General features: G+C 70.4%; 10 protein-coding genes. 6 read left to right on the top strand and 4 right to left on the bottom strand.

Annotated features, from left to right (window positions below):
- Window positions 1-12: 12 nt before the first annotated feature.
- From QEZ54_RS19300 to QEZ54_RS19315, 4 genes are all read right to left on the bottom strand, one after another.
- Window positions 13-2088 carry a DUF4185 domain-containing protein gene (locus QEZ54_RS19300; RefSeq protein WP_281306048.1) on the bottom strand — a complete coding sequence of 692 codons (2076 nt, stop codon included), beginning with the start codon at window positions 2086-2088 and terminating at the stop codon, window positions 13-15.
- Window positions 2085-4196, bottom strand: coding sequence for an N-acetylmuramoyl-L-alanine amidase (locus tag QEZ54_RS19305; protein WP_281306049.1), 2112 nt, complete (start codon window positions 4194-4196; stop codon window positions 2085-2087). Before QEZ54_RS19305 ends, QEZ54_RS19300 begins: the two co-directional genes overlap by 4 nt.
- Window positions 4197-4243: 47 nt before the next feature.
- Window positions 4244-5683: a VCBS repeat-containing protein gene (locus QEZ54_RS19310; RefSeq protein WP_281306050.1), complete on the bottom strand. Its 1440-nt coding sequence runs from the start codon at window positions 5681-5683 to the stop codon at window positions 4244-4246.
- A gap of 268 nt (window positions 5684-5951) precedes the next feature.
- Window positions 5952-6956, bottom strand: coding sequence for a LacI family DNA-binding transcriptional regulator (locus tag QEZ54_RS19315; RefSeq protein WP_281306051.1), 1005 nt, complete (start codon window positions 6954-6956; stop codon window positions 5952-5954).
- Window positions 6957-7230: 274 nt separating this feature from the next.
- Between QEZ54_RS19315 and QEZ54_RS19320 the strand changes: the two genes are divergently transcribed.
- From QEZ54_RS19320 to QEZ54_RS19345, 6 genes are all read left to right on the top strand, one after another.
- On the top strand, window positions 7231-9822 hold the full coding sequence (locus tag QEZ54_RS19320; protein ID WP_281306052.1) for an FG-GAP-like repeat-containing protein: 2592 nt from the start codon (window positions 7231-7233) through the stop codon (window positions 9820-9822).
- Window positions 9823-10051: 229 nt separating this feature from the next.
- On the top strand, window positions 10052-10732 hold the full coding sequence (locus QEZ54_RS19325; RefSeq protein ID WP_281306053.1) for an SIS domain-containing protein: 681 nt from the start codon (window positions 10052-10054) through the stop codon (window positions 10730-10732).
- A complete protein-coding gene (locus QEZ54_RS19330; protein ID WP_281306054.1) occupies window positions 10729-11757 on the top strand; it encodes a ribokinase in 1029 nt (342 codons plus the stop codon). The genes QEZ54_RS19325 and QEZ54_RS19330 overlap by 4 nt, the downstream gene beginning before the upstream one ends.
- 109 nt (window positions 11758-11866) lie before the next feature.
- Window positions 11867-13231, top strand: coding sequence for a sugar ABC transporter substrate-binding protein (locus QEZ54_RS19335; protein WP_281306055.1), 1365 nt, complete (start codon window positions 11867-11869; stop codon window positions 13229-13231).
- A 40-nt stretch (window positions 13232-13271) separates the two neighbouring features.
- On the top strand, window positions 13272-14261 hold the full coding sequence (locus QEZ54_RS19340) for a sugar ABC transporter permease (protein WP_281306056.1): 990 nt from the start codon (window positions 13272-13274) through the stop codon (window positions 14259-14261).
- Window positions 14251-15084 carry a carbohydrate ABC transporter permease gene (locus QEZ54_RS19345; protein ID WP_281306057.1) on the top strand — a complete coding sequence of 278 codons (834 nt, stop codon included), beginning with the start codon at window positions 14251-14253 and terminating at the stop codon, window positions 15082-15084. The genes QEZ54_RS19340 and QEZ54_RS19345 overlap by 11 nt, the downstream gene beginning before the upstream one ends.
- Window positions 15085-15097: the final 13 nt, after the last annotated feature.

Genomic DNA, 15097 nt, shown 5'->3' on the forward strand with positions numbered 1-15097 from the left:
ACCGGGGTGAAACTAGAAGGTCCGCTCCCCGGTCAGGCCGAAGAAGTCGTGCCACTTCGCGCCGGCGGTGAAGGAGCTGCCGGTGGAGAGGCCGACGTAGACGTCGTTGGCGGTGCCCTGGGTGAAGACGAGGATGTCGTCCTTGCCGTCGGCGTTGGCGTCGGCCAGGTACGGGAACTCTCCGGCGGTGCAGAAGAAGTCGTTCCACTTGACCGTGGTGCCGGTGAAGCCGGAACCGTTCGACAGGGCCACGTAGACGTCGGCGTCGGCGTTGCAGGTGAAGACCACGATGTCGTCGCGGCCGTCGCCGTTGACGTCGCCGACGCGCGGCGACTCGCCGGTGACGCCGAAGAAGTCGTGCCACTTCTGGCCCGCGCCGAACGAGGTGCCGTTGGACAGCGCCACGTACACGTCGTTGGTGGTGCCCTGGGTGAACGTGATCAGGTCGGCCTTGCCGTCGCCGTTGACGTCGCCCAGGGCCGGGAACTCGCCCCAGGGGGCGAAGAACTCGTGCCACCTGGCGGCGGTGCCGACGAAGGAGGTGCCGTTGGACAGGGCCACGTACACGTCGCCCTCGCCGTCGTGGGTGAAGGTGACGATGTCGTCCCTGCCGTCGCCGTTGACGTCGCCGACGGCGGGGATCTCGTTGCCGCCCGCGAACCAGTCGTGCCACTTGACCCCGGCGCCGAAGCCGGAGCCGGTGGACAGGGACACGTAGACGTCGTTGAGCGGCGAGTGCGTGAACGTGGCGATGTCGTCGCGGTTGTCGCCGTTGAAGTCGCCGGTCAGCGCCGTCTCGTTGAACGGGGCGAACCAGTCGTGCCACTTGCCGCCCCCGGCGAAGGCGCCGCCGGTGGACGGGGCGACGTACACGTCACCGAGGTCGTTCTGGGTGAAGGTGACGATGTCGGCGCGCCGGTCGCCGGTGAAGTCGGTGGACGAGCCGCCGAACATGCCGCCGCCGGTGAGCCTGGTCCGCATCAGCCAGACGTTGTACGGGTCCCACTGCGCCATCGTGAAGTACAGGTACGGGCTGTCGCTGTCGGCCGACCAGGGGTGGATGAACGCCCCGTACAGCCCCGGATACTGGGCCGTGGTGGCCAGCACCTCCTCGGCGCTCCACGGGCCGGTCGGCGTCGGCGCCGTACGCAGCACCAGCGCCCCGCGCGACTCGTTGAGGTAGGTCATCACGAACCGGCCGAGGTAGCGGCTGTGGTACACCGACAGCTCGCCGACCGGGCCGGTGGCGACCGGGACGGTGGCCCACTGGTCGGTGGTCCAGGCCGAGCCGTTCCAGTACCGGTAGGCGGTCGGTTCGAGCAGCGAGCCCTCGGGTACGCGCGACAGCCAGGTGCTGCCGAAGCGGCCGTTCATGGTGCCGTACAGGTAGACGAAGCCGCCCTGCCGCAGCATGGCGCCCATTTGGAACCGGTTGTCCCAGGCGGGGGTGTTCTGCCACCGGGCGTCGGCGTCCTTGATCCACGTCTGCCCGTTGTCGTCGGAGTACGCGATGCCGCTGTAGTTGGTGTACCAGCGCCCCGCGTCGCCCCAGTGGTTGACCGACATGTAGTGGATGAACTGCCGGTTGCCCACCGAGATCGCGGCGGTCGGGATGACCGTCATCTCGTTGTTGTCGATCTGCTTGCAGGGCAGGATCGTGCCGGCGTGCCCGGCCCGGTCCAGCACCGCGTTGTCGAAGATCATGCCGTCGGCGAGGTTGCGGTCGGCGCTGCGGACCAGCACGTTGCAGCGCCAGTCGATGGTGGCGCCGTTGCCGACGCCGCCGCCCGGGCCGGTCCAGCCGTTGCCGAACGTGTCGCCGAAGACGGTCAGCACCTGGCCGCTGCCGTTGTCCCACATGATGCCCAGGTCGGTGGCTTTGAGCTGCCACCTCGTGTCGGTGGCGTTGATGGAGCCGGGACCCGTCAGCTTGGCGACCTTCTCGGCCGGGCCGGTGACCGCCGCTGCCGCGGCCGGGGCCGCGGCGGGGCCGGAGACCCCGGGCGGGGCGGCCGAAGCCGCCCCGCCCAGCCCGGCCAGTACGAGCGCCGCGATGCCCGCGGCGATCGGAAGCCGGGTCGTTCTCACAGTGTGACCTCTCCGTTCAGGCCGAAGAAGTCGTGCCACTTGGCGCCGCCGAGGAAGCCGGAGCCGGTGGACAGCCCGACGAACACGTCGTTGGTGGCGCCCTTGGTGAAGACGATGATGTCGTCCTTGCCGTCGCCGTTGTAGTCGCCCACGTACGGGAACTCGCCGGCGATGCAGAAGAAGTCGTTCCACTTGACGGTGGTGCCGACGAAGCCCGCGCCGTTGGACAGCGCGGCGTACACGTCGGCGTCGGCGTTGCAGGTGAAGGTGACGATGTCGTCCTTGCCGTCGCCGTTGAAGTCGCCGACGCGCGGCTTCTCCGCGCCCACCGCGAACAGGTCGTGCCACTTCTGGCCGGCCCCGAACGAGGAGCCGTTGGACAGCGCCACGTATACGTCGGCGGCGGTGGCCGCACCCTGGGTGAACGTGATGATGTCGTCCTTGCCGTCGCCGTTGACGTCGCCGACGGCCGGGAACTCCCCGGCGGGGGCGAAGAACTCGTGCCACTTCACGCCCGCGCCGAAGCCGGTGCCGGTGGACAGGGCCACGTACACGTCGCCCAGGCTGTCGTGGGTGAAGGTGATGATGTCGTCCTTGCCGTCGCCGTTGAAGTCGCCGACTGCCGGGACCTCGGCGCCGGGGGCGAACCAGTCGTGCCACTTGGCGCCGCCGAGGAAGCCGGTGCCGGTGGACAGGCCGACGTACACGTCGCCGAGCGTGCCGCCGGTGAACGTGATGACGTCGTCCTTGCCGTCGCCGTTGAAGTCTCCGGTGAGCAGCTTCTCGCCGTTGAGGCCGAAGAAGTCGTTCCACTTCACCGACGTGCCCGCGAAGGCCGAGCCGGTCGAGGTCGCCACGTACGCGTCGTTGAGCGAGCCCAGGTTGAACGTGACGATGTCGTCCTTGCCGTCGCCGTTGAAGTCGGTCGGCGAGCCGCCGGGGGTGACCCCGCCGCCGCCACCGGAGTTCACCAGCGACATGTAGTAGTTCCAGTTCCAGTTCGGGCCCGGGTCGGTGTGGTCGTTGCCCGGCATCTCGTTGTGGCCCTTGATGTTGGTACGGGACTTCGGCAGGCCCCACTTCTCGCACAGGTAGCGGGTCAGGTTCGCCGACGAGCGGTACATGGCGTCGGTGAACCACGCCGGGTTGTCGACGAAGCCCTCGTGCTCGATGCCGATGCCGTACGAGTTGGCCGACCGCGCGTGGTAGGCGGTGTCCTCCTCGCGCACCATCTGGGTGACCTCGCCGTCGCTGGAGCGCACCACGTAGTGGGCGCTGACGCCCGCCGACGGGTTCTGGAACCAGCTGACCGTGCCCGCGTAGGAGCCCTGGGTCACGTGGATGACGACCGTGGTGATCCCCGCCGAGCGGCCGGGGGAGTAGTTGTTGCCGTTGGCGGCGATCCAGCGCGCACCCGGGTACTGCGGGACGGGCGCGGCCAGGGCGGCGACGCCCTGCGGGGCGGCGGCCGGCTTGGCTGCCGTGGACTGCTCGCCCGCCATCTGGATCTTCGCGAACCGGCCGAGCTCGGGGCGGACCTTGTCCGGCGCGGCGGTGACGGTGCCGCCCTCGGTGCGGACGGCGACGCCCTGCTGGACGACCTGGTAAACGTAGTCGGCGTACAGCTTGGCGGTGGCGTCGCTGCCGGCGCCCGCGTACTCGGCGACGGCGGAGAACCAGGCGCCGGTGCGGGCGCGGTCGGCAGCGGTCAGCCCCGCCTTGTCCGCGTACGAGCGCAGTACCGCGGCCGCGCCCTTGACGTTGGCCCTGGCGTCGCTCTTGAGCACGGCCTCGTCCAGGCCGGTGAGCTGCGACGCCAGTGCCAGGCTGCGGTTGCGCGGGTTGTCGGCCAGGTGCATGATCCCGTAGCCGTTGTCCTGGCTGGGCAGCCCGTCGTGGTCGATCAGCCGGGTCTCGCCGTAGCCGACGGCCACGAGCAGGCCCTTGGGCACGCCGTAGGACCTGGCCGCCGCGGTGAACACGGCGTCCATCCCGGCGGCCAGGGCCGGTTTCGCGACGGCGGGTGCCGCCGACAGCAGCAGTGCGCCGGTGAGGGCGGCGCCGAGCAGGGTCGCTGCCCGGACGCGCCGGTAGGGCAGGGGTGTCACGGATTCCTCCAGTACGCGAGGGGTGGTCGCGGATCGGGTGGAGCGGGTCACAGCGTGGTCTCGCCGTTGAGGCCGAAGAAGTCGTGCCACTTGGCGCCGCCGAGGAAGCCGGTGCCGGTGGACAGTCCGACGTAGACGTCGTTGGTGCCCGCCTTGGTGAAGACCACCGCGTCGTCCTTGCCGTCGCCGTTGACGTCGGAGAGGTAGGGGAACTCGCCCGCGGTGCAGAAGAAGTCGTTCCACTTGACGGTGGTGCCGACGAAGCCCGCGCCGTTGGACAGCGCGGCGTACACGTCGGCGTCGGCGTTGCAGGTGAAGGTGACGATGTCGGCCTTGCCGTCGCCGTTGACGTCGCCCACGCGTGGCAGCTCGTTGCCGACGGCGAACAGGTCGTGCCACTTCTGGCCCGCCCCGAACGAGGAGCCGTTGGACAGCGCCACGTACACGTCGGCGGCGGTGGCCGCACCCTGGGTGAACGTGATCAGGTCGGCCCGGCCGTCGCCGTTGACGTCGGCCACGGCCGGGTACTCCCAGGCGGGGGCGAAGAACTCGTGCCACTTCACGCCGGGCGCGAAGGAGCTGCCGGTGGAGAGGCTCACGTACACGTCGCCGCGGGCGTCGTGGGTGAACGTGATGATGTCGTCCCGGCCGTCGCCGTTGACGTCGCCGACGGCCGGGATCTCCGCGCCGGGGGCGAACCAGTCGTTCCACTTGGCGCCGCCGAGGAAGCCGGAGCCGGTGGACAGGCCGACGTACACGTCGCCGGCGGTGCCGCTGCCGTGGGTGAAGGTGACGATGTCGTCCTTGCCGTCGCCGTTGAAGTCGCCGGTCAGCGGGGTCTCGCCGCCGACGGCGAAGAAGTCGTTCCACTTCACCGAGGTGCCGGCGAAGGCGCTGCCGGTGGAGGGCGAGACGTACACGTCGGCCAGGGTGCCCTGGTTGAACGTGACGATGTCGTCCTTGCCGTCGCCGTTGAAGTCGGTCGGCGAGTTGGCGTGGATCTCGGCGGCCCGGCGGGCGGTGGCCAGCAGGCCGCCAGCGGTGCCCTGGACCTGGTCGTAGCGGTCCGGGAAGCCGGAGCGCTGCACGCACTGGGCGACCTGTCCGGTGGTGTAGCCCGGGTGGTCCCGGTCGCACACGATGGCGCGCACGAAGTACTGCGTGGCCGAGTAGACCGGGTCCATGATCTGCTCGGGGGTGCCCCAGCCGTAGTCCCAGCGCTGCTGGAACACGCCCAGGGAGGACTTGTCGCCGCACGGCAGGTTGTTCATGTGCGACTCGACCCAGCCGGTCTCGAAGCCCGAGAGCATGACCTTGTCGTTGACGTTGTTGGCCTTGCCGACCCGGTAGACGATCACGAGGACCGACGGGTCGGCGGTGGCGGGGATGGAGGTGCAGGCGGCGTTCGCCGGGGAGGCGAAGCCGACCGCGGTGAGGACGGGGGCGATCAGTAGGGGGGTGAGGAGGATCGCGAGCTTGCGTCGCATGGCCACTCCTGGTTCGGGGGGAAGCCCGCCACGGTGCGGGCAGGTTCGGCTGGCCGTCCCGGTAGGACAGCCTGTGACCAGGTGATTCGGGGTTTGCCTAGCGCGTGGACCGACGCGTTCGGTGCAGCGCGTGATGGACGGCTATGAATTTCGTGCTGGCGAAAATATCAACCACCCGAAAGCGTCGTCAAGTAAATCTTTTTCATATATCCGGTGACCCGATCACCGGATGTCCAAACCGCGCAGCTCGTCGCGGGTGCGGCCGTCCTCAGGCGACGGACGGCCGGTTGGAACTGGCGCGCACCTTCAGCTCGGTACGCAGAGTGACCGTCGACGGCGGACGCGACGGCTCGGCGATCCGCTCGGCCAGCAGCAGCGCCGCCGTGCGGCCCAGCTCGTAGGTCGGCTGCGCGACCGTGGTCAGCGACGGCCGCACCAGGTGCGCCCACGGGATGTCGTCGAAGCCGACCACGCCCATCCGGTCCGGCACGCTGATGCCCCGGTCGGCCAGGCACTCCAGGGCCCCGATGGTCATCAGGTTGTTCGCCGCGAAGATCGCGTCGGGCCGCTCGCCCTCGTCCAGCAGCGCGGCCATCGCCTGGTAGCCGCCCTCCTGCCGGTAGTCGCCGTGGCGGACCAGCTCGTCGTCGGCCGGGCGCCGGTGCGCCCGGAGCGCCCGCTGGTAGCCGCGCAGGCGCTGCTGGGCGGTGGGCAGCCTGCGCGGGCCGCCGATGCAGGCGATGCGCTCGTACCCGGCCTCGATCAGGTGCTCCACGGCCAGCTCGGCGCCGTGCTCGTTGTCGACCAGCACCGTGTCGACGGCCGCGCCGCGCACCTCGCGGTCGATCGCGACCACCGGCGTACCGGCCTCGATCAGCCGGTTCACGTTGGCGGCCCTGCCCGCCGACGAGATGATCACGCCCGCCATCTGCTCCTCGAGCGCCGCGGCCACGTAGCGGGCCTCCTTGGCGGCGTCCTCGTCGCTGTTGCACAGGACCACCGAGTAGCCGGCCCCCTGGGCCACGTCCTCGATGCCGCGCACCATGGAGGTGAAGAACGGGTTGCCGATGTCGGAGATGACCACGGCCCAGATGCTGGTCTGGCGGCGGCGCAGGTTGCGGGCCAGCGCGTTGGGGCGGTAGTCCAGTTCCCGCATGGCCTGCTGCACCCGGGCGGCGAGCGCGGTGTCGACGCTGGCCCGGCCGTTGACGACCCGGGACACGGTGGCGGCGGAGACCCCGGCCTGCTTGGCCACGTCGTAGATGGTCGCCATCGTTCCTCGCTCTCGGCCGCGGCCCCGCCTGCTCCGGTCGACATCATCCTCGGTGACGGCGTCGCTGCGGGTGCCGGGCTGTGCGCGAGCCTAGCAGGAGAAATCGAATTCCTGGACGCGCGAAGATTTCCGCCACGTTGAAGCGGTGTCTTGACGACGATATTCGGTCGATGTACGTTCCCGGCAAGAAATCGATTGCTCAACCGTGTCTTCTGAACCGTCCTGAGCAGACCTTCGCTTCCGGACGCCGACCAACCGTCCCCGGGAGGGTGCGATGCGCCTGAAATCCCAGCTCCTGCCGACCGTGCTCGCGGTCGCCCTGGTGGCCGCGAGCGCCGCGGCCGCCTCATCCGCCACCACCGCCGCGCCGAGGCTGCAGCCCGTCGCCTACACCCCGCCGGCCAGCACCTTCTTCGCCACCACCAGCATCGCCAGCCACGCCACGACCCAGGCCAACGGCGACGGGGACCTGTGGGCCAACTGCTGGTCCGACGACGACCACGTCTACGCCGCCCACGGCGACGGCAAGGGCTTCGGCCCGAACTTCTCCGACATCGGCGTCAACCGGATCACCGGCATGCCGGGCTCGCTGGCCGGCACCACGCTGGCCCTGGGCGACCAGGTCGGGCAGGTCTGGACCGCCAACCACACCCGCAAGCCCACCGGTATGGCCTGCGCCGACGGCTCGCTCTACCTGGCCGTGCAGGACCTCGCGCTGGACTTCGACGACGCGCCCGCGGCGACCGTCGCCCGCTCGACCGACCACGGCCGCACCTGGTCCTGGAACCGGTCGGCGCCGATGTTCGGCAACGGCGTGTTCACCACGATCATGTTCCTGGACTACGGCAAGAACTACGCCAACGCCGTCGACGGCTACGTCTACGCGTACGGGCTGGACGGCAACTGGCGGGACTCGTTCGCCAACCGGGTGCCCGACCCGGTCGACGTCTACCTGGCCCGGGTGCCCCGCGCGTCGGTGCAGAACCGGTCCACCTGGCAGTTCGTCTCCGGCTTCGACGCCGGCGGCACGCCGCAGTGGTCGTCGGACATCAACCGCCGCGTGGCGGTGCTGCACGACGACCGGCGCGTCTACCCCGACGTGTACACCGCCAACCGGGTGCGCAACCTGAGCGTGATCAGCCAGGGCGGCGTGGTCTACGACAAGCCCCTCAACCGGTACCTCTACACGTCGTGGACCGAGTACACGTTCGAGTTCTACGAGTCGCCGACGCCGTGGGGTCCGTGGAAGCCGTTCGCGACCAAGGACTTCGGCGGCTACCCGTGGACCACGGCCAAGCACGGCGGCTACGCCACGACGATCCCGTCGAAGTACATCAGCGCCGACGGGCGGTCGGTGTGGCTGCAGTCCAACGTCTGCCCGTGCGGCGGCGGCGGGACGGCGGTGTACACGTACTCACTGCGGCCGATGTCGCTGGTGCCGTACACGGCCACCACCGCGGCCAACGCCTACGACCCGGCGCGCAACCTGGCCCGCGAGCCGGGCACGGTGCCGGTCGAGCGGGTGGCGCACTACGGCAACTACGGGTTCTACAACGACGGCAACCGCGGCGTCAGCGAGGACGACTGGAACGACGAGCGCAAGGGTGAGAGCTGGTGGGGCTACACGTGGCCGCGCCGGTACGCGATCAACAAGGTCGTGTTCACCAGCGGCGCGACGTTCGCCGACGGCGGCTGGTTCGCCGCGAATCTGCGGGTGCAGGTGCGGCGCAACCACGTGTGGAGTGACGTGCGCGGGCTGAAGACCGCGCCGCTGTACCCGTACAGCAACGCCGCGGGGCCGTACAAGACCTACACGCTGGGCTTCGACCCGGTCGACGCCGACGGCGTGCGGATCATCGGGGCGCCGGGCGGGACCCGGACCTTCACCTCGATCGCCGAGCTGGAGGTGTACTTCGGCACGTACGCCGGAATGCCGCTGGGCGGGTCGTCGACCGATCTGACCGGCGACGGCAGGGACGACGCGGTGGTCTTCACCCAGAACGCGCTGGCCGACCTGTACGTGGGCGCCTCGACCGGCAGCTCCTTCGCCGGTGGCGTGAAGTGGCACGACATGTTCTCGCTGCCGGGGGAGACGCCGCTGACCGGCGACTTCAACGGCGACGGCAAGGACGACGTGGTCACCTTCACCCGCGGCACCCTCGGCGACGTGTACGTGGCCCTGTCCAACGGCGGCGGCCTGGGGGCCGGCACCAAGTGGCACGACTGGTTCGCCCCGGCGGTGGAGACCCCGGCGGTCGGCGACTTCAACGGTGACGGCAGGGACGACGTCATGACGTTCGTCCAGGACGGCAACGGCGACGTGTTCGTGGCGCTGTCCAACGGCTCCTCGTTCGGCGCCGGGGTCAAGTGGCACGAGTTCTTCGCCCCGCCGGGCGAGTTCCCGGCCGTGGCCGACTTCAACGGCGACGGCAGGGACGACATCGTCACCTTCACCCAGGGCGGCGCGGGCGACGTGTACGTGGCGCTGTCCAACGGCTCCTCGTTCGGGCCGGGCGTGCTGTGGCACGACACCTTCGCCTGGGGCGGGCAGACCCCGCGCGTCGGCGACGTGAACGGCGACGGCAGGGCCGACGCGCTCGCGTTCGTGCAGGGCAGCGACGACGTGTACGTGGCCCTGTCCAACGGGTCCTCGTTCGGGGCGGCGCAGCTGTGGCACAGCGCGTTCGCGCCGCTGGGGCAGTTCCCGTACCTCTCCGACGTCAACGGGGACGGGAAGGCCGATGCCGTCGCGTTCTCCAGTGACGGCGACGCCGACGCGTGGGTGGCGCTGTCCACCGGCTCGGGCTTCGGCGCCGCGACCAAGTGGAACGACTTCTTCGGCCTGGCCGGAGAGACCGCGTTCTGACCTGAGACGACGGTAGGAACACCGAACACAGCACGCCGGACAGGGCGGATCCGCGGACGCGGCCGCTCTGTCCGGCGTGCCGTGTTTCCGCAGGTCACGGCGTGATTTCGATTGCTCGAAAGTCCGATCTGTCCCGTTGACAGGGTCGCGTTCAGAGGCCTAGTTTTCCGGAAATCGATTTCTCGTTCTGGGTACCCGCCCAGGGCAGGCAACCGACGAGAGGACCATCGTGACGACGCAATCGGCCGGCGAACCCGGCCAGCACGCGCCGGAACCGGGACGGCTCGCGCCTTCGCGGCCGCAGGACGCGGGCATGGACGCCGCCCGCGAGACGCTCATCCGCGAGGCGGAGGCGATCTCCGCGCTGGTGGAGCGGCTGGGCGACGAGTTCGGCGCGGTCGTGGACCTGATCCTGGCCTGCCGGGGCCGGGTCATCGTCTCCGGCCTGGGCAAGTCCGGCCTGATCGGACGCAAGATCGCCGCCACGCTGGCCAGCACCGGCACCCCCACCCACTTCGTGCACGCGGCCGAGGCGCTGCACGGCGACTCCGGCATGGTCGCCCCGGCCGACGTGCTCATCGCGCTGTCGGCCTCGGGCGAGACCGCCGAGGTCTGTGCCTTCGCCCGCATGGTCGCCGTCCGGGGCTGCCAGGTGGTCGCGCTGACCGGCCGGCCCCGATCGACCCTCGGCGCGATCGCCGGGTTCACCCTCGACGTCACCGTCGACCGCGAGGCCGACCCGCTCAACGTCGCCCCGACCGCGTCCACCACGGCCACCCTGGCCATGGGCGACGCGCTGGCCTCGGCGCTGATGGTGCGCCGGGGCTTCACCTCGGAGGAGTTCGCCGGATTCCACCCGGGCGGAACGCTCGGCCGGCTGCTGCTCGGCACCACGGAGGAGGACCGATGACCGCGGCCGAAGACCGGGCGTACGACGTGTGCGTGCTCGGCAGCTTCATGAAGGACCTGATCGCGCAGGCGCCCCGCAGGCCGGAGACCGGCGAGACGCTGCGCGGACACGGCTTCTACGAGGCGCTCGGCGGCAAGGGGCTCAACCAGGCCGTGGCCGCGGCCCGCGCCGGAGCGCGCGTCGCCATGGTGGGGCGCCTGGGCGCCGACCGGTACGGCGAGGAGTTCCTGCTCATGCTGGCCCAGGAGGGCATCGACGCCAGCCAGGTGCACCGCGACGCGGACCTGGGCACCGGCGTGGGTCTGCCCGTCGTGGAGCCCACCGGCGCGAACTCGATCATCATCGTGCCGCGCGCCAACGAGGCGGTCACCGCCGCCGACGTCGAGGCCGCGGCCGGGGTCATCCGGAGCAGCCGGATCCTGCTGGTGCAGCTGGAGCTGCCGGTCGAGGCGGTGGTGGCCGCGCTGCGGCTGGCCCGCGCGGCCGGGGTGTTCACCGTGCTCAACCCGGCGCCCTACGCCGATCTGCCCGGCGAGATCGCCGACCTGGTCGACGTGATCGTGCCCAACGAGGTGGAGGCCGAGCAGCTCACCGGGCTGTCCTGCCGCGGCGACGCGGCCCTGGGCGTGGCGCTGAAGCTGCGCCGGGACTTCGCCGGCACGGGTGCGGTGGTGACGCTGGGCGGCCGGGGCGTGGTCGTGGTCGACCGCGACACCGACGAGCCCGAACCCGGCTGGCGCATGAACGCCCTCAACGCGTACGACGTCGACGTGGTCGACACCGTGGGCGCCGGGGACGCCTTCTGCGGCGCGCTGACCGCACGGCTGGCCGCGGGGGACAGCCTGCTGGCGGCGACCGAGTTCGCCTCGGCGGCCGGTGCCCTGGCCGTCACCCGGCACGGTTCGGCCCCGGCGATGCCGGCGCTGGACGAGATCACCGCCCTGCTCCACGGGCCGGGCGGGGCCTGGTCATCGCGGCAGCCCGCCGCGGTGGCGTCCGCATCCGACACCGCGGGTGGTGCCTGACCACTCAGTCAGTACCGGTGCGAACCAGCACAGCCAAGAATCACTCGCGGCGCGGTATCCGTCCCACGTCCCCGTCGCGGTTCACCCCTCAATCAGGAGGAATACGAATATGGCGTACGACAACCAGCCGGGCGCGATCAGCCGCCGCTCCATGCTGCGGGCCGGTCTGCTCGGTGCGACGCTGCTGGGCTCCGGCGTGCCGCTGCTGTCGGCCTGCGGGTCCGGCGACCAGGGCAGCGGTGACGCCAAGGAGCTGGTGTTCTGGAACTTCTACGGCCCGAACCCGGACGGCAACGCCCAGAGCAAGTGGTTCGAGGACCTGGCCGCGAAGTGGAACGCGAACAACGACGTCAAGATCAAACTGCACTACCTGCCGGTCTCGGAGTACCTCGGCGGCACCGCGCTGCAGACGGCGTTCTCCTCCGGCGCCGGGCCGGACATCTTCATCATCAGCCCCGGTGACTTCCTGCGCTACTACAACGGCGGCGTGCTGACCGACCTCACTCCGCACCTGGGCGCGGGCGCCAAGGATGACTTCGTCGACGGGGTGCTGGACACCCGTACCGTCGAGGGCAAGGTCTTCGGCCTGCCGATGGAGATCGAGCCGCTGGCGATGTACTACAGCACCGACGCGTTCGAGAAGGCGGGCCTGTCCGAGGGCGACCTTCCGAAGACCTGGGACCAGCTGCTCGACGTCGGCCGGAAGCTGACCGACGACAAGCGCTTCGGCCTGCTGTTCGAGACCGCGCCCGGCTACTACCAGAACTTCACCTGGTACCCGTTCATGTGGCAGGGCGGGGCGGCCGCGGTCGGCCCCGACGGCAAGAGCGGCTTCAACAGCGACGCCGTGCACAAGGCGCTGGGCCTGTGGGGCGACGCGGTGAAGAACGGCATCGCCCCGAAGAAGACCCAGGGCGACGGCGGCGGCAACGCCGTGGCGAACCTGGCCTCGGGCTTCTGCGCCATGCAGCAGACCGGCATCTGGTCGGTGTCGCAGCTGGAGACCGACGCCAAGGACTTCAGGTACGGCGTGTTCCCACTGCCCACCCCCACCGGCGGCACCTACACCACCGACATGGGCGGCTGGGCGTTCTGCGCCAACGCCAAGGGCGGCAACCCGCAGGCCGCGGCGAAGTTCATCGCCTGGGCGCTGGGCTCGACCGACGCCGAGGGCGTCGAGCGGATGCGGCAGTGGAACACCGTCGTCAAGACCAACATGCCCTCGCGCAAGTCGGTCAAGGAGGCGGCGACCAAGGCCGGGGCGTTCGAGAAGCCGGCGCTGAAGACGTTCATGGAGCAGGTCGTGCCCGGTGGGCGGGCCGAGCCCCGGTACACCCCCGAGGTGTACAAGGCGATCTCCGACGCGATCCAGGCGACCATGCTGGGCGGGGCGGTCCCCGCCACGGCCGCCGCGGACGCCGCTGGGAAGATCGACGCCTTCCTGTCCGGGTACAAGGGCGCCGCGATCCTCTGATCCGGGCGCGGATCCACGTTACTGAAGAAGCGGAGTCACGGTGACAGTCGTACAACGACCGCAGCCGGGCCGCACGAGCCGGCCGGGGTTACCGCCCCGGCCGGCCGCGGCGCCTCGGGGGCGGATCAGCACGGGCGCGGCCGGCGCCCGCAGGCGCAAGGAGGCGCTGGCGGCGTACGCCTTCATCGCGCCCGACCTGCTCGGCCTGCTCGTCTTCGTGGTGCTGCCGATGGTGCTGGCCCTGGGCGTGTCCCTGTACGAGGTGGACGGCTTCGGCGGCTACACCTTCGTCGGCCTGGACAACTTCCGGCTGCTGGGCAGCGACGACCAGTTCTGGCAGAGCGTCAAGGTGACCGCCACGTACACGGTGGCGTTCGTGCCGCTGTGCTTCCTGGCCGGGCTCGGCCTGGCCCTGCTGGTGCGCGACCACTTCCCGGGCGTCGGCGCGGTGCGCACCGCCCTGTTCGCCCCGCACGTCATCAGCCTCATCGTGGTCGGCGTGGTCTGGCAGTTCCTGCTGGTCGACAAGCAGGGCGCGGTGCCCGGCCTGCTACGCCCGCTCGGCGGCGGCGACGTGTCGTTCCTGGGTGACCCGGAGCTGGCCCGGTGGACCCTGGTCGGGGTCAGCGTGTGGTTCCTGATGGGCTACCAGATGCTGATCTTCCTGGGCGGGCTCAAGGACATCCCGTCGGAGTTCACCGACGCGGCCATGATCGACGGCGCGGGGTCGTGGCAGCGGTTCCGCCACATCACCTGGCCGCTGCTCAAGCCGACCAGCTTCTTCGTGGCCGTCAACTCGACCATCGGCGCGGTCACCGGCCTGCAGGCCTACGACCTCGTGTTCGCCCTGACCAAGGGCGGCCCGGCCGGCCGTACCACCACGGTCGTCTACTACATCTACCAGCAGGCGTTCACGTTCAACCACTACGGCTACGCCGCCGCGCTGACCACCGCTGTGGTCGCGTTCCTGGTGCTGGCCACGGGGCTGATGTTCGCCGCCACCCGGGGAGGCCGGTTCCATGTCGACTGAGGCGCTCGGACGGACCGGGCCGCGCCGCCGGATCGGGGTACGGGCGGTGGTGGCGTACCTGCTCGCGCTGCTGACCGTGGCCCCGCTGCTGTGGCTGGTCATCACGGTGTTCAAGCCGTCCGGCGAGGTGTTCGCCGGCGGCCTGCCGACGGAGTTCACCCTCGACAACATCTGGTACGTGCTGACCGAGGTCCCGTTCGGCCGCTACCTGTTCAACAGCGCGCTGGTGTCGCTGGTGGTGACCGGGGCCGCCCTGATCCTGCACTCCATGGCCGCGTACGCCCTCGCCCGGCTGCGCTTCCCCGGCCGCGGGATCATCTTCTACGGCATCGTGTCCACGCTGCTGGTCTCGCTGCCGGTGATCCTGGTTCCGCTGTTCCTGGTGGTCCGCGAGCTGGGCCTGCTCGACACGTACGCCGGGCTGATCCTGCCCGCGATCTTCCACGCCTTCGGCATCTTCCTGCTCCGGCAGTACTACCTCAACCTGCCCCGGGAGCTGGAGGAGGCCGCCGACCTGGACGGCTGCGGCTACTTCCACCGCTGGTGGCGCATCGTGCTGCCGCTGAGCCGACCGGCCCTGGCCTCGCTGAGCGTGCTGTTCTTCCTGGCCAACTGGAACGCGTTCCTGTGGCCGGTCACCGCCACCCGCGACCCGGACCTGCGCATGGTCCAGGTCGGCATCGCGACCCTGCAGGGCCAGTACGGCTCGGCCTGGAACTACCTGCTCGCCGCGACGGTCATCGCCGCGGTCCCCACCGTCGTGGCGTTCCTGGCCGGTCAGCGTCGGCTGGTCGAGGCCATCAAGACGTCCGGCCTGAAGTAGCAAGAGATATAAG

The organism is Catellatospora sp. KI3 (assembly GCF_029948125.1).
GTDB lineage: Bacteria > Actinomycetota > Actinomycetes > Mycobacteriales > Micromonosporaceae > Catellatospora.